This window comes from Streptomyces sp. NPDC031479 (assembly GCF_055581065.1).
In genome coordinates this window covers 478,615-497,419 of the sequence record NZ_JBVIKC010000002.1, presented here as the reverse complement: position 1 = coordinate 497,419, position 18,805 = coordinate 478,615, and the positions used below count along the sequence as shown (strand labels likewise).

The following is an 18,805-nucleotide window of genomic DNA, read 5'->3' as shown; positions in this document are numbered from 1 at the left end:
CCGACTCACCCTCCGGCTGGCAGCCCGGTGCGCGGGGCGGTCGCCAGGTGGTCGCCGACGCGCTTGACCATCAGCGTCATCTCGTACGCGACCTGGCCGACGTCGGAGTCGGCGTCGGACAGGACGGCCAGGCAGCTGCCGTCGCCCGCCGCCATGACGAAGAGGAAGGCCTCGTCCAGCTCCACCACGGTCTGGCGGACCCGGCCGGACTCGAAGTGCCGGCCGACGCCCTTGGCCAGGCTGTGGAAGCCGGAGGCCACGGCGGCCAGGTGTTCGCTGTCCTCGCGGGTGATGTCCTTGGAGCTCCCGGTGGGCAGGCCGTCGCCGGAGAGGACGACCGCCTTGCGGATGCTGCCGACCTTGTCGACGAGTTCGTCGAGGAGCCAGTTGAGCGGGCCGGAGCCGCGGCCCCGGGTGTCGTTTCCGGTCTGCGGTGCGGTCATCGACCGTCCCCTTCGTTCTCGTGCGCGGGACCGCTGGCGGCGGGGGTGCCGGCCTCGGTCTCGGACTGCTGCTGTGCGTACTGTTCGCGGCCCGCCGTCCAGCCGCGCTGGAGGGCGGACATGCGCCGGCGCACGGCCTCCGCGTCGCGGTCGGTCACCGGGTCGGCGTCGGTCCCGGCCTCGGCGGGGGCCGGGCCGTTCTTGAGCTGGGGTGCGAGGTTCGCCTGGCGCACCCGGCGGGGCAGCCCGCCGGGGCCGGACGCGGGCGCCGACGGGGACGTACGCGGCTGCGCGCCCTCGTCGGCACCGGACGGCGGGCCGGCCGTGGCCGGGGGCCGGGAACCGGCGGTCGCCGGGCGGGGCTCGACGCGGCGGCCGTGCTCCGCGACCAGGGTCGGGGTGGGGTGCCGCCGGGGCAGCGGGACCGCCGCGCCCGTACGGGGGCCGTCCGGACGCACCGGTTCCTGGTGGGGGCGCTCCAGGCGGACCGGGCCCGTGGGGGGCAGCGGCTCCCGTTCGCGTCCGGTGGCACGGGTGCGGGTGCGGCCGGACTCCGCCTCGGTGTCCCGGCTCCGGTCCCGGTGGCGGTCCGCGCCGCGGTCGCCGATCCGGTCGCCCTTCCAGGCGCCGCGTTCGGGGTGCCGGTCGCTGTGGGGGCGGTCCGCGGCGCGCAGCCCCAGCAGGGCGGTGCGCGAGATGCCGCCGGGCGGGGTCTCGTCGTCGAGGGAGGCCATGGGCGGGCGCCCGCCGACACCGGTGAGGCCCGGGATGCCGGGGGTGAGCTCGTCGAGGCCGTCCGGCCCGTCGAGGCCGAGCGCCCCGAGCGGCGCCTCCAGTTCGACCGGTCCGTTGAGCACGCCGGCGGGCAGCGGGCGGGCCGGCGCGGACGCGCGCTCGACGGCGGCGTGCACCGGCCGGTCGGACGGCTTGGGGGCGGGGGCGGCCTTGACTCCCTTGGCGCCCTGGCCGCTCAGGAGGCCCGGGGCGGCCTTGGCGCCCTTGACGCCGTCGAGGCGGATGCCGGTGCCGTTGGTGTCCGGGGCCTCGGTGAGGAGCTCGGCGGGCAGGAAGACCACCGCGGTGGTGCCTCCGTAGGGGCTGGTCTGGAGGACGACCTTGACGGCGTGGCGGCGGGCGAGGCGGCTGACGACGAAGAGGCCGAGGCGGTCGGTGTCGGACAGCTCGAACTCGGGGGTCTCCGCGAGCCGGAGGTTCGCGTCCAGGAGCGCCTCGGGGTTCATGCCGAGGCCGCGGTCGTGGATCTCCAGGGTGAAGCCGTTCGCGACCCGCTCGCCGTGGACCTGGACCGCCGTGTGCGGGGGCGAGAACACCGTGGCGTTCTCCAGGAGTTCGGCGATCAGGTGGGTGACGTCCGCGACGGCGGGGCCCTCGATGCCCAGGCGCGGCAGTCGGCGGACCTCGATGCGTTCGTAGTCCTCCACCTCGGCGACGGCGGCCCGTACGACGTCCATCAGCTGGACGGGCTTGCGCCACTGGCGGGAGGGGGCGGCGCCGGAGAGGATCACCAGGCCTTCGGCGTGGCGTCGCATGCGGGTGGTCATGTGGTCGAGGCGGAAGAGGTCGGCGAGTTCCTCGGTGTCCTCGGTGCGCCGTTCCATGGTGTCGAGGAGGGTCAGCTGGCGGTGCAGGAGCACCTGGTTGCGGCGGGCGAGGTTCACGAACACCTCGGAAACGCCGCGGCGCAGCTCGGCCTGCTTGACGGCTGCCTCGACGGCGGCGCGCTGGAGGCTGTTGAGGGCCAGGCCGACCTGGCCGACCTCGTCCTTCTCGAATTCGAGGCGGGGCGCCTCGGTTTCCACGTCGACGGTCTCGCCGGCGGCGAGGCGGCGCATCACGCTGGGAAGCCGGACGCCGGAGGCCTCGTGGGCGTCCTTGCGCAGCTGCGAGAGGTCGCGGATGAGGTCGCGGCCGATGCGGACGGACAGGACGACGGAGACGGCGAGGGCGATGAAGCCGAGGACGCCCGCGACGGCGGCCTGGACGAGGACTTCGATCGCGACCGGCTTGACGCGCTTCTGGTAGCGGTCGCCCGCGGCGGTGCCCATGGTGGCGAGGTCGTCGAGGACCTTGCCCGCGGCCTCGTCCCACTGGGCGGCGGTGACGGCGCGGGGGTTCTTGCCGGCGCCGGTGGCGATGAACCGTTCCTCCGCGTCGCGCAGGGCCTTGGTCTCCGGGCCCTTCCAGTACCGCTCGAAGAGCACGCGGTCCTCGGCCGGGAGGATCGCGAGGTTGAACTCGTAGAGCAGGCCGCGGTTGGCGGCGAGGTCGGAGACGTGCCGGACGTCGGTTGCGCTGACGTTGCGGGCGGCGAGGGACGCGGCGATGACCGCGTCCTCGCGCGCGAGGGTCTCGCGGGCGCGCGTGATGCCGACGAGGGCGCGGCCCTGCTTGTCCATCTCGACGTTCTCCAGGGCGTGGAGGTTCATCAGGAACTCGTAGCAGGGGTCGACCAGCCGGCTGTAGAGCTCCAGGGCCTGGCCGGGGGCGAGGGAGCTGCGGTCGACGGAGCTGCGCAGCGCGGCGATGCCGTGGAAGGCGTCGAGGATGGAGCGCAGCCGGGCGCGGGCCTGCGGGGTGAGCTCGTCGGCGACCTTGGGGTCGCGGGCGCTCGCGGTGATCTCGCGGACCATGGCGTCGGTGGCGGCGCGGCTCTTGGTGAGTTCGGCGGTCGCGGCGGCGGCGGTGGGGTCGCCGATCACGACCAGGGTCTGGCGGCGTTCCTTCTGGATGACGCGGACGACGTCCTCGATCGGGTAGCCGACCTTGTCGATGACGTACGCGACGTCGAGGAGCTGGATCGCCTCCCGGCCGGTGATGACCGTGGAGAAGCCCCACAGGGCGGTCAGGGAGACGAGCGGCACCAAGAGCAACGCCACGATCTTCCGGCGGATGGACTTCCCGCGAAAGCGCATGGCCTCCCCAGCCTCCCCCAGCTCAACCCCCTTGCCGGAGGTCGGTGTTCCGTCATTTAAACGGCGTGAGCCTACTACTGCCGGGGCGCGCCTTCGAAGGCGTGTCCGGACGTTTTCGGTCTGACCCCTGGACGATGATCACGAGTTGTCCGATACTTCCGGTCAAGTCCGGCCCGATATGTGGCAGATGACACTCGCTGGGGCCTCGGTTCCCGCAATCGGATGGATGGCTGGAATTCTTCCTTCCGCGATCATTGTGGAGAGTGCGGACGTCCGGGTTCCGGGAATCTCCGGGCGGTCCCGCACGTCTGACAGGACGAGGGCGCGGACGGGCACGGCGGGCACGGCGGGCATGGGCGGCCGCGGGGCGGGAAGTGAGCGGACCATGAGGATGTACGAAGAGGACGGCGCGGCGGCGCGGATGCCGGGGCGGGGGCTGTGGGTGGAGGAGCCGGCCCGCCGGCGCCGCATGCCGGACCCGGTACGGGCGTCCGCGGTACGGGCGCTGCTGATCGTGGCGGTGACCCTGACCGAGGCCACGATCACCTTCTTCCTCGCGGTGACGGGCTCCTGGCTGGCCTTCCCGATGGTGATCTGCGGGATAGCCGGGACGGTCGTGGCCACCTGGGCGGTGCTGGACGTGTGGATCACCCGGCAGATGTGGAACCAGCGCGGCGGCGTGGTGTCCGAGCCGAGCAGCGCGGCCCGGGAGCGGACGCGGGCACCGGGACTCCCCGGCCGGGGCGTGGGCGACCCGCGCGGGGCGGCCCCCAGGCCCCGGTAGCCACGGCGGGCGCGCCCACCGGCCCGCCGCCGGGGGACGGGCCGGGCGGGGCCGGGCCGACCGTCCGGCGGCCGCGCGGAAAGCAGCGGCCTCTCGGAAAGCCGCGGCCTCTCAGGAACCGGCGGTCGAGCGGCGGAACATGCGGGTCGCGGTGATCTCGCCGTGGATGGTCTCGCCGTCCGGGGACCGCTGCGGCAGGCCGGGCCGCAGGTGCTCCTCGACGCTGATGTACTTCAGGCCCGCCCGCAGGTCGGCGTCGTTGCGCAGCCGGATGACCAGCGGGAACTCGGCGAGGGCCGTGGTGTCGAAGAGGCCCGTCGTGTAGAGCAGCTGGACGCCGAGCGCGTCGGAGACGGCCCGCTGGAGTTCCAGGAGGTAGGTCGCGTTCGCGCGCCCGATCGGGTTGTCCAGGAACAGCGTGCCCGCGTGGCGGTGCTTGTCGCGGCCGCGGTCGTTGCTGCGCAGCGCCGCCATGGTGCAGTACAGCGCGATGGCGGCGGTCAGCAGCTGGCCGCCGGAGAAGACGTCGCCCATCTGGCCGACCGGGACCCGCTCGGCGCGCAGCACCGCGTCCGGCTTGAGGATCTCCACGGCGATGCCCTTGGGTTCGAGGGCCGCCTGGACGCCGCGCAGCAGCAGGGACATGCCGTCGCGGCGGCCGCCCTCGCCGAAGGAGGCGGTGCTGTTCTTCTTGACGGCGGCGCGGGTGGCCTCGTCGATGACCTCGCCCAGCCGCTCGGTGAGCGTGGCCTGGTCGGGCTCCTCGAAGCGGATCCGCAGGAACTCCTGGCCCGACCACTCCCCCAGGCCCTCCGGCAGCTGGGAGAGGCGCTGCGCGGACCGCAGGGTGGCCAGGGCCGATTCGACGAGGCCGCGGAGCCGGTCGACGATGCTGTCGCGGTTGCGCTCCAGCTGGGCGAGCTCGTCGGTCAGGACGCGCAGCCGGGGCGCGAAGGCCGCGGCCCAGGCGGCGGCGTGCTCGGGCAGGGCGGAGGCGGGCAGTTCGCGGATCTGCTGGCGGGCCGGGGTGCGCACCTGCTCGTAGCGGGTGGCGTTGGCGTGCCGGACCAGCACGTCGCTCGCCTCGCGCACCGCGGACTCGGCGGCCGAGAGGTCGGCCGCGCAGCCGCGCAGGGAGCGGCGGGCCTCGGCGGCGGACTGCCGGGCCTCCTCCAGGCTGCCCGGGTGCGGCACCGGCTCCTGCTCGTCCTCCGGGTGGCTGTGGTCGCGCAGCAGGTCCCGCAGGAGGGCCGCGGTCTCGTCGAAGCCCCCGGCGCCGTCCTCGGCCGCGCGGTGGGCGCGCAGCAGGTCGGCGTGGGCGGCGCGGGCGCTCTCCACGGCGGCGGAGTGCGCGGCGAGCTGGGCGGTGGCGGTGCGCAGCAGGCCCTGGGCCTGTTCCACGTCGGCCGGGACCAGCTCCTCGGGGAGTTCGGTGTGGGCCCCGCCGTCGGCCGGGGCGTGCCGTTCGGCCTCGCCGCGCAGCCGGCCGAGCTGCTCGCTCGCGGTGGACGCCCGGGATTCCAGCATCTGTACGAGGGATTCGGCGCGGGCCGCCGCGGCCTGCCGGGAGGGGCCGTCGGCGCCGTCGGTGCCTTCGAGGAGCTGGGCGGCGCGGGTGCGGACCTTGTTGGTGAGGCGGTCGAGTTCGGCGAGGGCGGCGCTCTCGTCGCTCTCGGCGCGGGCCTGTTCGGCGCGCAGGTCGGCGCCGACGCCGACCTTCTCGTAGAGCCGGGAGGCGGCCCGGTAGGCCTCGCGCAGGTCGGGGAGCGGGGCGCGCGGGGCGTCCTCGGCGGGCAGCTGGTCGGGGGCCCCGGCGATCTCGGCGCGTTCGGCGCGCAGGGCGCGGGCGGTGCGGCGGGCGTCGTCGGCGGCGCGCTGGGCGGCCCGGCGGTCCTCGTCCGCGGCGCGGGCCCGGTCCAGGCAGGCCTCGGCGCGGGCCTCCGACTCGGCGGCCTCCTCGGCGAGTTCGCGGGCCTTCGTCTGCCAGCCGGAGCGCTCGCGCAGTCGGTGGGCCAGGCCGGAGAGGGCGTCGGCGGCACGTCGGGCGCGCTGGGCGGTGTCCTGGCGCTCGTCGCGGACCCGGGCCGCGTCGGCGGCGGCCTCGTCGGCCTCGGCGCGTACCGTACGGGCCTCCGCGAGCTCGGCGTCGGCCTCCTCGGCGAAGGTCCGGGCGGCGGCGGCGTGTTCGGCGAGCCGGTCCAGGCGGCCGGGCGGGCAGCCGGTGCGCCAGGAGGCGAGCCGGGCGGCGAGCTCGCGGTCGCCGGAGAGGCGGGCGGCGAGGTCCCGGATCTCGGTGTCGCGGGCCGTGGCGCGGGCGCGGAGCGCCTGGCGCTCCTCGTCGGCGGCGTGCTCGTCGTGCATGGCCGGGTTCGGCGGGACGAGGAACACCCCCGAGTCGGCGCCGGGGTCCCCGGCCGGCGGCACGGGGGCCAGCAGCGCGGCGGCGGTGCCGACGGCGACGGTGGAGCGGGGCAGCAGCGCGGCGGCGGAGAGGACCTCGCGGGCACGGCTGTGGGTGTCGGGGTCGGTGATCACGACGCCGTCGACGAGTTCGGGGCGGGCGGCGAGGACGGCGGCGTGGTCGGCCGGGTCCACGGACTGGGCGAGGTAGCGCCAGCCGGGCAGGGCCGGGATGCCGTGTTCGCCGAGGTACTCGACGGTGGCGAGGACGTCGGGGCCGGGCGGCAGCAGGCCGCCGTCGCCGAGGGCGCCGAGGATGCGGGCGTCGTCGGCGGCGGCGGTGCGCAGCTCGAACAGCTGGCGTTCGGCGGAGCCGACGGTGTCGGCGAGCAGCCGGACCAGCTCGTCGGAGCCCCGGTCGAGGTCGGCGACGGTGAGGCCTGCTGCGGCGGTGGAGGATCCGGAGGCGGAGGCGGGGCCCGACCGGTCCGTGACCACCACGGTGCCCGGGCTCGCGGCGTCCGCGCCGGCGGTCTGGCCGGCGCCGGCCGCGGTGGCCGCCCCGGCCGGTGCGCCGGGGCCCGCGGAGCCGGGCTGCGCGCCCCCGCGCGGGCGCGGGAGGAAGGTGTCGGGGGCCGACGGGAGGCCCAGCAGCTCCGCCAGGCGGGGCGCGGCGGCCAGCGAGGCGGCCGCGCGTTCCTCGGCCGCGTGGGCGGCTTCGGCGGCCTCCGCGGCGTCGGCGGCGCGGGCTGCGGTGAGCTCGGCGCGGGATTCGGCGGCGGTGGCCTCGCGGGCGGCGTCGCTGGCGGCACGGGCGGCGTCGCGGGACTCCTCCCAGGCGGCGACGGCGGCCTTCTCGGCGTCGCTGGCGGCGAGCGCGGCGCGGGCCGGGTCGGCGTCGGGCGCGGTGTCGTCGAGCCAGCCGGCCTTCACGGCCTCGGCGGTCTCCTGCGCGACCTCGGCGAGGCGGGTGCGCAGGTGTTCGGCCTCGCTGCGGGCGCGCTGGGCGGCGGTGGCGGCGGAGGTGGCGTCGCGGTGGGCGGTCTCGCCGATGTCCTGGAGCCCGGCGGAGCGCTCCTCCTCCTCGTTCGCGGCCCGCTCGCCCTGCTCGGCGGCGGTGTGCAGGGCCCGTACCAGCTCGGCGGCGGCCGTGGCGCGCGCGGCCAGGGCCGGGGCGGCGTCCCGCTCGGCCTCCAGGATCGCGGCGGCGACCCGGGCGGAGCGGTCGGCGGCGGCGCGGTGGCGCAGCACGGTCTCGGCGGCCTGCCAGGCGGAGTGCAGGGTGCGGGCTTCGAGGAGCTCGCGGCGCTGGGCGGCGGCGGCCTTGTCGGCCACGGTCAGGGCCAGCGAGGCGTGGCGGTAGGCGAGTTCGGCGGAGACCGCGGCGCTGCGGGTGCGCTGCGCCTCCGCGGCGGTGACCTCGTGGGCGGCGCCGGTGACCCGCTGGGCGAGGTCGGCCGCGCGGCCGCGTTCCGCGCCGGCGCGGGCGGACAGCCGCCGGGCGAGGGTGCGCGTACGGCGTTCGGCGCCGGCGTGGACGTCGCGCAGCCGGGAGCGGGTCTCGGCGGCCTCGACGATGCGGGTGAGGAGGTCCACCGAGCCCGCGGTGAAGTCGCGTTCGGCCATCAGCTCGGCGCGGCGGCCCAGCTTGTTGCCGAAGCCGTGGACCAGGTCGGCGAGGCCGTCGGTGTCGCGGGTGTCGGTGACGGCGCGCAGCAGCAGGTCGGTGAAGTCGGAGTCCTTCTTGACCGCGAACAGGCCCGCGGCCTCGCCCTCGTCGGCGTTCATCTCGCGCTGGTAGCGGAAGAGTTCGGGGTCGAGGCCGAGTTCGGTGAGGTGCTCGTTCCAGCGGTCGTGGATCTCCTCGAAGTACACCTCCAGGTGCGGGTACGCCTTCCCGGCCTCGGTGAGGGCGTCGCGGAAGCCCTTCATCGTGCGGCGCCGGCCCTGGGCGCCGGAGGCTCCCTCGACGGGCGGGCGTACTGCGGTGGCCTCGGCGACGGGGAGGTTGTCCAGGCTCAGACCCGGACCGGGGCGGAAGGAGTACCAGGCCTCGGCGAACTTGCGGGGGTCGTTGGAGACCTGCCGGCCGCGCCATTCGCTGACCTTGCCGACGACCACGCACTCGCCGGTCTGGGTGTGCTGCCACTCCAGGGCCACGTGTCCGCAGTCGTCGGCGAGCAGGAACTTGCGCAGCACGCCGGAGCTGGCGCCGCCGAGGGTGTTGCGGTGGCCGGGGAGCATCACCGAGAAGATCAGCTTGAGCAGGACGGACTTGCCGCCGCCGTTCTCCAGGAAGAGCACGCCGGCGGGCGCGGGGCGGCGCGGCGGCCCGGTGGGCTCCTCCTCGAAGAACTCCGCCTGGGCGGGCGCCGGGTGGGGCACCGGCTCACCGACTCCCCGCAGGTCGAGCACGGTGTCGGCGTAGCGTGCGCCGGCGGGCCCGATGGAGTAGAGGCGGATCCGGGACAGCTCGTACATGGCGGCGGACTCTCGTGCTCTGTCGTGGGTCGTGTGCGTGGGGGGGCGTACGGGATCGGGTGCGGGCTCAGGCGTGGAAGGGCAGGCCCGCGTCGGCGGCCAGCTCCAGGTCGTCGCCCTCGGGCGGCGGCAGGAGGGTGGCGGAGCCGTCGCTGACGGGGACCACGCCGAGTTCCAGGAGTTCGGCCATGGCCGCGCTGCCCGCCATGTCGCGGACCTGGAGCTGGTAGCGGGGGGTGGTGCGGTAGGTGCCGCCTGCCTCGTCGCCGGTGCGCTGGAGGAACCCGGACTCGGTGAGGAAGGCTGCGGCCTTGCCGACGATGCCGGTGGTGGAGCCGGCCAGGCGGCGGGCGTCCTTGGTGGCTCCGGTGGCGCTGCGGCGGGCGTAGACCCGCCAGGCGGCCTCCAGGCCGGGGGCGTCGGAGGCCGGGTCGGTGTTCTCGCCGAGCTCCTCTGCGCGCTCCTCCAGGCGGCGGCAGGTCTGGCGGACGAAGGCGTCGACGCCGTTGACGGTGATGCGGCCGATGTAGCCGTTGTCGGCGAGGTCCTCGGGACGGGGGAAGGCGAGGGCGGCGACGGCGAGGTGGGCGAGGCCGTGCAGGAAGCGGTCGCCGCCGTCCGCGGCGGTGCGGCGGGCGTAGTCGCCCATGCGGACGGCGAAGACGGAGTCCTCGGCGGCCGCGACGGCCATCCCGGCCCGGGGCGACACCTCCAGGACGACGAGGCCGAGGCCGGTGGCGACGGCGTCGGCGAGCCGCCCGAAGGCGGGCTCCTCGCGGTAGCGGCGCAGCAGCTCGGCGTACTCCGCGTCGCGGGCGGGCAGCAGCCGGGGCTGGAGTCCGAAGGCGACGAGGCGGGCGGCGTCGGCGGCGTCGGCCGGCGTGACGGACCCTCCGGGGGCGGGCGCGACCGAAGCCGACGAGGCCTCGGGCTCGCTCCATGCGGTCTGCGGCTCGCTCCACGCGGGGCGCTCGGCGTGGTGGTCGCTCACGGGTGGGTCTCCTCGGCGGTGCGGTGTACGGGTTCTGCGGTGGTGCGGTGTACGGGTTCTGCGGTGGTGCGGTGTACGGGTTCTGCGGTGGTGCGGTGTACGGGTTCTGCGGTGGTGCGGTGACGGGCGGTGTGGGCGGCGGAGGCCTGCGGGCGCGGCCCGCTCCCGCGGTGGGCGCGGGCCGTAGGCCTCGCCCGGTCGGCCGGCGTCCGCCCCCGGGCCGGACCGACGCCGACGCCGACGACACGTCCGCCCGCCGCCGGGCGCCCGCCGGGCGCGTCGGCCTGGAACCGGCCCCGATCCGGGACCTCGGCCGGAGGCGGCGGTGTCATGACGCCTCCGCGCGGTCGGCCGCCATGCCGGCGGCGTCCAGGAGGGCCGTGCCGACGATGAGGTCCGCACCGCCGAACTCCGGGTCGTCGAGCTCGGTGCCGTCGTCCACCGCGAACAGCATCCGCTCCTCGCCCTGGCGGTACGCCGTGCCCACCGCCGGGCTCGCGGCGTGGACGGCCAGCAGCGCCACCAGGTAGGGCAGGTCCGGGTCGTCGCGCCGGGCCTCGGCGAGCAGTCCGGACAGCCGGCGCGGGGCGTCGTGCGGGAGGTCCAGGAGCCGGGTCGCGCGCGCGAGCTGCTCCTCGCTGAAGCGGCTGTCGTCGGGGGTGGCGATCAGGTCGGGCTCCGGCATCTCCACGCCGAGGTGCTCCCGCTCCACGGGCGGGGTCAGCAGGATCTCCACCAGGTCGGCGACCCGGACCGAGACGGGGGTGCGCAGCCCGGTGCCCGCGGCGAAGAAGGCGTCGGTGACCCGGGTGGCCCGCTCCAGCGGCAGCGGCAGCAGGGGGGCCACGAGCTGGCCGTAGAGGTCGATGCCGGAGCGCGGGGCGGGCGCGGCGAAGGCCTGGCGGTCCTGTTCGGCGCGGAAGAGCGGGCCCGCGTCGAGCAGCCGGGACTGGAGCTGGGTGTGCCGGCGGATGCAGTCCTTGACGATGTCGACGAGCTCGGCCGCGCGCCGCTTGTTGTCGGGGTCCTCCGCCTCGTCGCGCGCCTTGCGGATGTTGGTGAGGATCGCGTTCTCGTGCCGGTAGCGGTCGGCGACGTGGTCGAGGGCCTCGGCGATCATGTCCGGGACGGCCTGGAGCCAGTCCACGGCGCGGACGTTGCGCCGCGTCGCGTCGAGGGTGCGGCGCAGCGTCTCGGCGTACTGGACGGTGCGGTAGCGGGCCTGCTCGGCGGCGAGCTGCGCGTCCGCGAGCCGGCCGCGGCTGATCAGCACCTCCAGTTTGACCTCGGCGGCGATCTGCGCGCTGGTGACGTCCGTGTCGAGCGCACCGACGAGGACGTTGACCGCCTCGTCGGTGGTGCGCAGGTACACCGCGCCCCCGTAGCCCGGGACCTCCTCGATCAGCTTGAAGTCGTAGTCGCGCCGGACGTACACGCCGTCCGGGCCGAAGGTGCCGTAGATCGCGCGGAAGCCGCGGTCCACGCTGCCCACGTTGATCAGGTTCTCCAGCACCCAGCGCGCGACGCGCTCGTGCTCGGCCGCCGGGCGCGCCGGGGCCTGGGCCGCGACGCGCGGCAGCAGGCGGGCCACTATCTGCTCGTGGTCGGCCCCGGTGTCGAAGTCCATGTTGAGCGTGACCAGGTCGATCGCCGACAGCGCCACCTCCGCCATGGCGTAGACCCCGTACTCGCCGGCCAGATTGGCCTTGCGGACGTCGAGGTCGTGCAGCGGGGCGGTGCAGGCGAGGGCGCGCAGCCGACGGGCCAGGCCCTCGTCGGCGGCGGGGCCCGGCGCCGGGGAGGCGAGGGTCTTCGCCGGAGCAGGGAGAGTCACGACGGAAAGACTAGGCGGTGTCACGGACAACATCCCAAACGGCATGGTTCGGCCGGATCGTCCCCGCGGTCGTGGAGGGGCGCGCGTGCCCTGTTCTACGCTCGCCGCATGGCTTCCATGATCACATCTCCCGCGGCCCCGATCGACCTCAACGCCGACCTGGGCGAGGGCTTCGGACGGTGGACGCTGACCGACGACGCGGCCCTGCTGTCCGTGGTCACGAGCGCCAACGTGGCCTGCGGCTTCCACGCCGGCGATCCCTCGATCATGCGCCGGGTCTGCGAGCTGGCCGCCGAACGCGGCGTACGCATCGGCGCGCAGGTCTCGTACCGCGACCTGGCGGGCTTCGGCCGGCGTTCGATGGACGTGCCGCCCGGGGAGCTGGCGGACGAGGTCGCCTACCAGATCGGGGCCCTGGAGGTGTTCGCCCGCGCCGCCGGGTCCCGGGTGTCGTACGTGAAACCGCACGGCGCCCTCTACAACCGGACCGTGCACGACGCGGCCCAGGCGGGCGCGGTCGTCGCCGGGGTCCGGCTCGCCGCCGGGGAGGCCGGGCTGCCGGTGCTGGGCCTGCCGGGGTCGCTGCTCCTCGCCGCCGCCGGGGAGGCCGGGCTGGAGCCCGTACCGGAGGCCTTCGCCGACCGGGCGTACACGACCGGCGGGACGCTGGTCCCGCGCGGCGAGCCGGGGGCGGTGGTCCACGACCCGGACGCGGTGGTCGCGCGGGCCGTGGGGATGGCCGCCGAGGGCTCCGTGACCGCCGCCGACGGGAGCCGGATCGCCGTGGCCGCCCGCTCGCTGTGCGTGCACGGGGACACCCCGGGGGCGGCGGAGCTGGCCCGGCGGGTCCGGGACGCGCTGGGCGCGGCCGGGGTGCGGGTGGAGGCCTTCGCGTGAGGGCCCTGGTGGTGGGGGCGCGGGCCCTGCTGGTCGAGGTGGACTCGGCGGACGAGGTCGCCGCGCTCCACGCCGAGCTGCTGCGCCGCCGGGACGCGGGCGAGCTGGACGGCGTACGGGAGGTGGTGCCCGCCGCCCGGACCGTGCTCCTGGACGGCGTACGGCGGCCGGCCGCGCTGGCGGCCCGGATCGCGGACTGGGTGGTGCCGCCGCTCGCGGAGACCGAGGGGCCGCTGGTCACCGTCCCCGTACGGTACGACGGCCCGGACCTCGCGGAGGTGGCCGCGGCCTGGGGCGTGGCGCGGGACGAGGTCGCGGGGCTGGTCGGCGGCACGGTCTTCCGGGTGGCCTTCTGCGGGTTCGCGCCCGGCTTCGGCTACCTGACGGGGCTGCCGGAGCGGCTGTGGCTGCCCCGGCGCGCCACGCCCCGTACGGCCGTCCCGGCGGGTTCGCTGGCGCTGGCCGGGGAGTACGCGGGGGTCTACCCGCGCTCCTCCCCCGGCGGCTGGCAGCTGATCGGGTCCACCGACGCGGTGCTGTGGGACCCGGCGCGGGAGCCCGCGGCGCTGTTCGCGCCCGGGGTACGGGTGCGGTTCACGGAGGCGGGGGCATGACGGAACTGCTGGTGCTGCGGGCGGGCGCCCTGACCACCCTCCAGGACCTGGGCCGCCCCGGGTACGCCCACCTGGGCGTACCCCGCTCGGGCGCCCTGGACACCGCCGCGCACGCCCTGGCCAACCGCCTGCTGGGCAACCCCGCCGGCGCCGCGACGCTGGAGACCACCTTCGACGGGGTCACGCTGCGCGCCCTGTCCCCGGTCACGGTGGCCGTGACCGGGGCTCCCTGCGCGGTACGGGTCTGCGGGCGCCCGGCGGCCTGGGGTGCGCCGGTCCGGCTGCGGGCGGGGGCGGAGCTGGACGTGGGCCGGGCGGAGTCCGGGCTGCGCGGGTACGTCGCGGTACGGGGCGGGTTCGCCGTCCCGCCGGTGCTGGGCAGCCGCGCGACGGACCTGCTCTCGGGGCTGGGCCCGCCGGTACTGGCGGCCGGGACGGTGCTGCCGGTGGGACCCCCGGGGCCCGGCCCGGTGTCCGGGGCGGACGCCCTGCGGGTGCCGGCGGCCCCCGGGGCCCCGGGGGTCCCGGGCGAGCTGGTGCTCCCGCTGCGTCCGGGGCCGCGCGCCGACTGGTTCACGGGGGCTTCGCTGGCCCGGCTGCTGACCGCGCGCTACCGGGTGTCGGCTGCGTCCAACCGCATCGGCCTGCGCACCGAGGCGGGCCCGCCGCTCGCCCGCGCCCGGGGCGGGGAGCTGCCGAGCGAGGGGATGGTGCTGGGCGCGGTGCAGGTGCCCCCGGACGGCCTGCCGGTGGTGTTCCTGGCCGACCACCCGGTGACCGGGGGCTACCCGGTGGTCGGCGTGGTCCCGGAGGGCCCGGCCCTGGACGCGGCGGCCCAGGCGCGTCCGGGGGTGGGGGTGCGGTTCGTGGGGGTGGGGTGAGGGGCTACCGGGGGGCGCCGGCCAGCCGGTAGAGCACGTTGCGGCGCAGCGGGCCCTCGGGGACGTCGGGGTCGTCGAAGTCCCCGGCCGGGTCGTACGTCATCCCGATGCGCCGCATCACCGCCTGCGAGGGGAGGTTGGTGGCCGCCGTCACCGCGAGGACCTCCGGCAGGGCGAGGGTGTCCAGCCCGAAGGACACGGCGGCCAGGCCGGCTTCGGTGGCGAACCCCTGCCCCCAGGCGGAACGGGCCAGCCGCCAGCCGGCCTCCACCCCGGTGAAGGGCATGCCCTCGTCGACGGGGTCCAGCCCGGCGAGTCCGATGAACTCACCGGTGGCCACGACCTCGACGGCCCACCAGCCCCAGCCCCGCTCTTCCAGGGCCGCCTGGAAGCGGGCGGCGGACGCCGCGCTCTCCTCGGGCGTGAGCACCCTGGAGAAGTACCTGCGGACCTCCGGGTCGGCGTTCATCGCCGCCCAGGGCCCGATGTCGGACTCCCGCCACCCACGCAGCACCAGACGCTCGGTCTTCAACTCGTACATCCGGCCAACGTAGCGGGGTGGGGCGGGGTCGGGGGGCGGCGGGACTCGACTCGGCCCGCATCAGGGAGGGTTTGGGGGTTTCCCGTCAGTCTCATCGTCCTTCCGCGTCGGGCCGGGCTGTCAAGGGCGCTCCCTTCGGTCGCGTCGCTTCGCGATGGCCTTCGGCCACCCTTGACAGCCCGTCCCGCCACGGAATGCCAAAGACTGCCGGGAAACCCCCAAAAGAACGGTCCACGGGGAGATCTTCGGGGGGCGGGCATCCCAGAGATGCGCGAGCCATCTCCGCCCGGTCCCGCACTCGGGCCCCGAATGGCCATGGGTCTTTGGCCCGGGGCGTCCAGACCGCCCGACACGACGACCAGAGCGCCCGGCAGGCCCCACACGCGTCAGATCGCTACGCGCTTCGCACGGCATGGCGTCTGCGACCCGTCTGGGGCTGGTACCCGCACGGAGGGACGATCTGATGGGCGCCCTCGGCAGGCGAGCGGCTAGGAAGCTGTCCGGGCGAGCATGGAGGCGACGATGAGGTGGTGGAAGGGCTCGATGAGCCTGAAGTAGAGGCGGCCGACCGGCTTGTTGAAACGGACGACCGTGGTGCAGACGCCTTCCAGGCCCGATCCATCGGGCCTGGGCCGCACCGCGAACGAGGCACGGAAGGCCAGGTGCTTGTCGTCGTCCCCGCAGAGGATCTCGTCCTCGCCAACCTCCAGGACCGTGAAGGGTCCCTTCCTGGCTCCCGGCTCGATGCGGGTGTCCTGTGCCGCCCGCTCCTGTACCCGCAGGCCGAAGGGGGCGACCAGCCTGTCGCGCACGGCCATCAACCGGCCCCTCCACCGTGGAGGGTTCGACAGCAACAACCGGGCGAAGCCTTCGGCGTTCGTGCCCGGCGGAAGGTCGACGGCCACCGCGTCGACATGGTCGTACGCCCCGAGACTCGTGCCTGCCGCCTGCACCACGGGTACCGCATTCCTGCGAACTGCCTTGGTCATGAGCCCATTGGCTCACACGTCTCCCGACCCGCCCACCCCGGGCCTGTTCGCGACCATTCGCGGTCGGGCCGCTCATGTCCGGCCCCAGACGGATCGCAGCCGCCATGCCGAGCGAAGCGCGTAGCGATCCGACGCGCCTGTCGGGGGAAGGACAGTGGACTGGCGGGAAGCCCCCAGCCCTCCCCAGACCCGGACCGGGGGTGCACCGCCCACCCCCGACCCCACCCGTCTGCAAAGCCCCCACCCACCCAGGCCCACTCCCCGGCCAGCCCCTACACCGCCGACTCCGGGGCGATGCGGCTGCGGACCGCCGACTGGACGTCCTCTTCCTCCGCCGGGTCCGCCGCGAGGCGGCGCAGGCGGGGGGCGACGCGGGCGTCGGCCGTCTCCGCGTGGCGGGCGGCCACCTCGCGGGTGGTCTCCTCGCAGTCCCAGAGGCACTCGACCGCGAAGCCGGCCGCGAAGGTCGGGTCCGTGCTGGCCAGGGCGCGGGCGGCGCGCCCGCGCAGGTGGGAGGAGGCCGTCTCGCGGTAGACGTGCCGCAGTACCGGAGCCGCGCAGCCGATGGAGAGCCGGCCCGCGCCGTCGACGAGGGCGAACAACCGGACGGTGTCGGGGCCCGAGCCCCGCACGGTCGAGCGCAGGGCTCCGAGGACGAGACCGGCGTCGTCGGCTCCGCCGCGGGCGGCCAGGAGGGCCGCGGCGGCCGCTCCGAGGGCGTCGGGGCGGTGGACCCAGAGCCGGGCCCGGTCGAGGGCGCCGGGGCCGCACATGCGCTCGTAGGCGGCCACGGCGGGCTCGTCCCCCGCGGCTTCGATGAGGTCCAGGACGGCCGGGTTCTCCGGTTCGGCGAGGACCAGGTGGTGCAGGGCGGTGGCGCGGGCGGCCTCGCCGTCGGCTCCGGCGGCGGCCGCGAGGATGGCGGGGCGGTCCTCGGGCGCGGCCACGGCGGCGAGGCAGCGCGCGGCGGGCACGTGCAACGGGGTACCGCGGCGCAAGCCGTCGGCGGCCCAGTCGAAGACGGCCTGTACGCCCCAGCCGGGGCGGGGCCCGCTCGGGGTCAGCTGGCGCTGCCAGCGGTCGAAGGAGCCCTGCTGGCGGGCGGCGCGCAGGCGCTCCCCGTACAGCGGGGACTCCTCCCACAGGCACCACGGGCGGGGCTCGTAGGCGTCGCGGACGGCGACTGCGAGCCGGGCTTCGCCCTCGGGGGTGGAGGGGAACCGGGCGAGGACGGGGTCGGCGAGGGAGCGCAGCCCCTCGTCGTCGTCGCGCAGGGCGAGCTCGTCCAGGGCCCACGCCCAGTTGGCGCCGGAGGCGGCGTAGCGGCGCAGCAGCGCGATCGCGTCGTCGCGGCCGTACGAGGCCAGGTGGCCGAGGACGGACAGGGCGAGGCCGGTGCGGTGGTCCTCTTCGTCGACGAGGTCGTCGGGGCTGAAGAGGTGGGCCTCGATCGCGCCGAGGGGGCCGTCGAGGTCCAGGTACAGGCGGGCGTAGTACAGGGAGCGGTTCTCGACCTGCCAGTCCTGGCGCGGGTCGCGGAGCACGCACTGGTCCAGGGCCGCGAGGGCCTCGGACCGGGGCGCCGCGAGCGCGTGCAGCGTGCCGTCGCCGCGGCCCCGCTGGAGGAGACCGAGCAGGGTGCCGCTTGGCGCTATGACTGGTTCGAACATGGGAATGGCCTCAAATCAAGCTGGGGACGCAACCGGGAATCGGGATTCACAGAGCCGCGTAACAGCATGTGAGGACGTCCGCCGTCATGTTCCGCTCGATGTAGACCATTGCCTTCTCACTCTCGTCGGTGCTTCGCGGCCCTGGCGGCCGGTGCGGCAGGGGTGGGTGTGGACACCCGTCGTGTCCAGCCCGCTCCTGCCCGTCCGTCATGTCCGCGAATCGAATCCGACGCCATGATGACCCAGGCGGTTTGTGTGCCGCGACCACATTTAAGGCCGCCGTGACCAAGCCGTGAGGTCTCGGCCCGGTCCTGGCCGGGCCCGGCCCGGGAAAAAACCGGATTACCGCGCTCCGAAGAGTTCCAGCAGGTCGGCCTTGGCGAACATGCGGGCGGTGTCCACGGCGGAGGGGGTTCCGGCGTTCGGGTCGGCCCCGCCGGCGAGCAGCGCGCGGATGACCGCCTCCTCGCCCTTGAAGACCGCTCCGGCGAGCGGGGTCTGGCCGCGGTCGTTGGCGCGGTCGGCCTCGGCGCCGCGGGCCAGCAGGACCGTGACGGCGTCGGCGTGGCCGTGGTAGGCGGCGAGCATCACGAGGGTGTCCCCGCGGTCGTTGGTGAGGTTCGCGGGCACCCCGGCGTCGAGGTAGGCGGTCAGCGTCCCGGTCTCGCCCTGGCGGGCGAGGTCGAAGATCTTGGTGGCCAGCTCGATGACGTCCGCGTCGGGAACGCCGGCCGCGTCGGCCGCCTGCGCCGCGCCGTCCGCGTTGGCCGCATTGGCCGCATTGGCCGCGTTCTCGTCGGTGCTGCTCATCACTCGTGCCGCCTTTCACTCGCTACTCGTCGCTCGCCGCTTCGGCAAGAGTTTCCCCAGGCCGGGCGGGCCGTGGGGTGCACGGCACTGCGTCCGTACGGGTGAATCGTCAGGGTAGCGCCCGGTGAGGGACATGAGGGGGCCGGTCCGAGGCAAGGATGCCGGTCGGCGGCGTGCGCACACCCTGCGCGGCGGACGCGCCAGTCGGGGTGGGCCGGGCCGGTGAAAAAGCGAAAGATTCACCCGTATGCACCTTTTGTCGCATTGATACTTCCTGTGAGCCTGGAAGAACTGATGGTGACCGTCCCCACCCACCAGGAGAACGTCTCATGGTCCTGTCCATCTCAGGTGTCGTCCTGCTCGGCATCATCTGCTTCCTCTTCTTCAAGAAGGACGGGATGAAGCTGACGCACGCCTTCGTCTGCGCCCTCTTCGGCTTCTTCCTCGCCGGCTCCGCCATCGCCCCCAGCATCACGGCGAGCACGGCGAGCCTGGCGAGCCTGCTCGGCGGGATCAAGCTCTAGACCGCCCCGACCC

General features: G+C 75.6%; 15 protein-coding genes. 5 read left to right on the top strand and 10 right to left on the bottom strand.

Features of this window, described 5'->3' with window-relative positions; genetic code table 11:
* Positions 1 to 5: 5 nt before the first annotated feature.
* Both ACZ5D2_RS04895 and ACZ5D2_RS04890 read right to left on the bottom strand, forming a co-directional pair.
* Positions 6 to 443, bottom strand: coding sequence for a roadblock/LC7 domain-containing protein (locus ACZ5D2_RS04895; RefSeq protein WP_266837698.1), 438 nt, complete (start codon positions 441 to 443; stop codon positions 6 to 8).
* On the bottom strand, positions 440 to 3,376 hold the full coding sequence (locus ACZ5D2_RS04890; RefSeq protein ID WP_468927203.1) for a sensor histidine kinase: 2,937 nt from the start codon (positions 3,374 to 3,376) through the stop codon (positions 440 to 442). Before ACZ5D2_RS04890 ends, ACZ5D2_RS04895 begins: the two co-directional genes overlap by 4 nt.
* Before the next feature lie 385 nt (positions 3,377 to 3,761).
* Between ACZ5D2_RS04890 and ACZ5D2_RS04885 the strand changes: the two genes are divergently transcribed.
* Positions 3,762 to 4,160 carry a hypothetical protein gene (locus ACZ5D2_RS04885; protein WP_371679564.1) on the top strand — a complete coding sequence of 133 codons (399 nt, stop codon included), beginning with the start codon at positions 3,762 to 3,764 and terminating at the stop codon, positions 4,158 to 4,160.
* A gap of 111 nt (positions 4,161 to 4,271) precedes the next feature.
* On the opposite strand, the gene ACZ5D2_RS04880 is transcribed toward ACZ5D2_RS04885, so the two are convergent.
* From ACZ5D2_RS04880 to ACZ5D2_RS04865, 4 genes are all read right to left on the bottom strand, one after another.
* Positions 4,272 to 9,041: a hypothetical protein gene (locus tag ACZ5D2_RS04880; RefSeq protein WP_468927200.1), complete on the bottom strand. Its 4,770-nt coding sequence runs from the start codon at positions 9,039 to 9,041 to the stop codon at positions 4,272 to 4,274.
* Positions 9,042 to 9,108: 67 nt separating this feature from the next.
* Positions 9,109 to 10,032: a hypothetical protein gene (locus ACZ5D2_RS04875; protein WP_371679562.1), complete on the bottom strand. Its 924-nt coding sequence runs from the start codon at positions 10,030 to 10,032 to the stop codon at positions 9,109 to 9,111.
* Positions 10,029 to 10,364 carry a hypothetical protein gene (locus tag ACZ5D2_RS04870; RefSeq protein ID WP_468927197.1) on the bottom strand — a complete coding sequence of 112 codons (336 nt, stop codon included), beginning with the start codon at positions 10,362 to 10,364 and terminating at the stop codon, positions 10,029 to 10,031. Before ACZ5D2_RS04870 ends, ACZ5D2_RS04875 begins: the two co-directional genes overlap by 4 nt.
* On the bottom strand, positions 10,361 to 11,866 hold the full coding sequence (locus tag ACZ5D2_RS04865; RefSeq protein WP_371679560.1) for a hypothetical protein: 1,506 nt from the start codon (positions 11,864 to 11,866) through the stop codon (positions 10,361 to 10,363). The genes ACZ5D2_RS04870 and ACZ5D2_RS04865 overlap by 4 nt, the downstream gene beginning before the upstream one ends.
* A 117-nt stretch (positions 11,867 to 11,983) precedes the next feature.
* Here ACZ5D2_RS04865 and ACZ5D2_RS04860 point away from each other — a divergent pair, with 117 nt between their 5' ends.
* The 3 genes from ACZ5D2_RS04860 to ACZ5D2_RS04850 are packed head-to-tail and all read left to right on the top strand — an operon-like array spanning position 11,984 to position 14,258.
* Positions 11,984 to 12,763, top strand: a complete 780-nt coding sequence (locus ACZ5D2_RS04860) for a LamB/YcsF family protein (RefSeq protein ID WP_371681343.1) — start codon at positions 11,984 to 11,986, stop codon at positions 12,761 to 12,763.
* The gene (locus ACZ5D2_RS04855; RefSeq protein WP_371679559.1) at positions 12,760 to 13,377 is read left to right on the top strand and encodes a 5-oxoprolinase subunit B family protein; all 618 of its coding nucleotides are present in this window, start codon (positions 12,760 to 12,762) and stop codon (positions 13,375 to 13,377) included. Before ACZ5D2_RS04860 ends, ACZ5D2_RS04855 begins: the two co-directional genes overlap by 4 nt.
* Positions 13,374 to 14,258, top strand: coding sequence for a 5-oxoprolinase subunit C family protein (locus ACZ5D2_RS04850; RefSeq protein WP_371679558.1), 885 nt, complete (start codon positions 13,374 to 13,376; stop codon positions 14,256 to 14,258). Before ACZ5D2_RS04855 ends, ACZ5D2_RS04850 begins: the two co-directional genes overlap by 4 nt.
* Positions 14,259 to 14,262: 4 nt before the next feature.
* On the opposite strand, the gene ACZ5D2_RS04845 is transcribed toward ACZ5D2_RS04850, so the two are convergent.
* The 4 genes from ACZ5D2_RS04845 to ACZ5D2_RS04830 all read right to left on the bottom strand — a co-directional run bounded on the left by ACZ5D2_RS04845 (position 14,263) and on the right by ACZ5D2_RS04830 (position 18,268).
* Entirely contained in the window at positions 14,263 to 14,799 is a 537-nt protein-coding gene (locus ACZ5D2_RS04845; protein ID WP_371679557.1) for a GNAT family N-acetyltransferase, read from the bottom strand.
* A 488-nt stretch (positions 14,800 to 15,287) separates the two neighbouring features.
* Complete coding sequence (locus ACZ5D2_RS04840) at positions 15,288 to 15,788, bottom strand: DUF2867 domain-containing protein (RefSeq protein WP_468927192.1); 501 nt, start codon at positions 15,786 to 15,788, stop codon at positions 15,288 to 15,290.
* 272 nt (positions 15,789 to 16,060) lie between these two features.
* Positions 16,061 to 17,458, bottom strand: a complete 1,398-nt coding sequence (locus ACZ5D2_RS04835) for a HEAT repeat domain-containing protein (protein ID WP_371679554.1) — start codon at positions 17,456 to 17,458, stop codon at positions 16,061 to 16,063.
* Positions 17,459 to 17,800: 342 nt separating this feature from the next.
* The gene (locus tag ACZ5D2_RS04830; protein ID WP_371679553.1) at positions 17,801 to 18,268 is read right to left on the bottom strand and encodes an ankyrin repeat domain-containing protein; all 468 of its coding nucleotides are present in this window, start codon (positions 18,266 to 18,268) and stop codon (positions 17,801 to 17,803) included.
* A gap of 329 nt (positions 18,269 to 18,597) precedes the next feature.
* Here ACZ5D2_RS04830 and ACZ5D2_RS04825 point away from each other — a divergent pair, with 329 nt between their 5' ends.
* Entirely contained in the window at positions 18,598 to 18,792 is a 195-nt protein-coding gene (locus ACZ5D2_RS04825; RefSeq protein WP_007262923.1) for a hypothetical protein, read from the top strand.
* Positions 18,793 to 18,805 lie beyond the last annotated feature (13 nt).

What these genes read in the sequence shown, in the direction of transcription:
- ACZ5D2_RS04895 (WP_266837698.1), bottom strand. Translation starts at nt 443, where the DNA reads ATGACCGCACCGCAGACCGGAAACGACACCCGGGGCCGCGGCTCCGGC.
- ACZ5D2_RS04890 (WP_468927203.1), bottom strand. Translation starts at nt 3,376, where the DNA reads ATGCGCTTTCGCGGGAAGTCCATCCGCCGGAAGATCGTGGCGTTGCTC.
- ACZ5D2_RS04885 (WP_371679564.1), top strand. Translation starts at nt 3,762, where the DNA reads ATGAGGATGTACGAAGAGGACGGCGCGGCGGCGCGGATGCCGGGGCGG.
- ACZ5D2_RS04880 (WP_468927200.1), bottom strand. Translation starts at nt 9,041, where the DNA reads ATGTACGAGCTGTCCCGGATCCGCCTCTACTCCATCGGGCCCGCCGGC.
- ACZ5D2_RS04870 (WP_468927197.1), bottom strand. Translation starts at nt 10,364, where the DNA reads ATGACACCGCCGCCTCCGGCCGAGGTCCCGGATCGGGGCCGGTTCCAG.
- ACZ5D2_RS04860 (WP_371681343.1), top strand. Translation starts at nt 11,984, where the DNA reads ATGATCACATCTCCCGCGGCCCCGATCGACCTCAACGCCGACCTGGGC.
- ACZ5D2_RS04850 (WP_371679558.1), top strand. Translation starts at nt 13,374, where the DNA reads ATGACGGAACTGCTGGTGCTGCGGGCGGGCGCCCTGACCACCCTCCAG.
- ACZ5D2_RS04845 (WP_371679557.1), bottom strand. Translation starts at nt 14,799, where the DNA reads ATGTACGAGTTGAAGACCGAGCGTCTGGTGCTGCGTGGGTGGCGGGAG.
- ACZ5D2_RS04840 (WP_468927192.1), bottom strand. Translation starts at nt 15,788, where the DNA reads ATGACCAAGGCAGTTCGCAGGAATGCGGTACCCGTGGTGCAGGCGGCA.
- ACZ5D2_RS04835 (WP_371679554.1), bottom strand. Translation starts at nt 17,458, where the DNA reads ATGTTCGAACCAGTCATAGCGCCAAGCGGCACCCTGCTCGGTCTCCTC.
- ACZ5D2_RS04830 (WP_371679553.1), bottom strand. Translation starts at nt 18,268, where the DNA reads ATGAGCAGCACCGACGAGAACGCGGCCAATGCGGCCAATGCGGCCAAC.
- ACZ5D2_RS04825 (WP_007262923.1), top strand. Translation starts at nt 18,598, where the DNA reads ATGGTCCTGTCCATCTCAGGTGTCGTCCTGCTCGGCATCATCTGCTTC.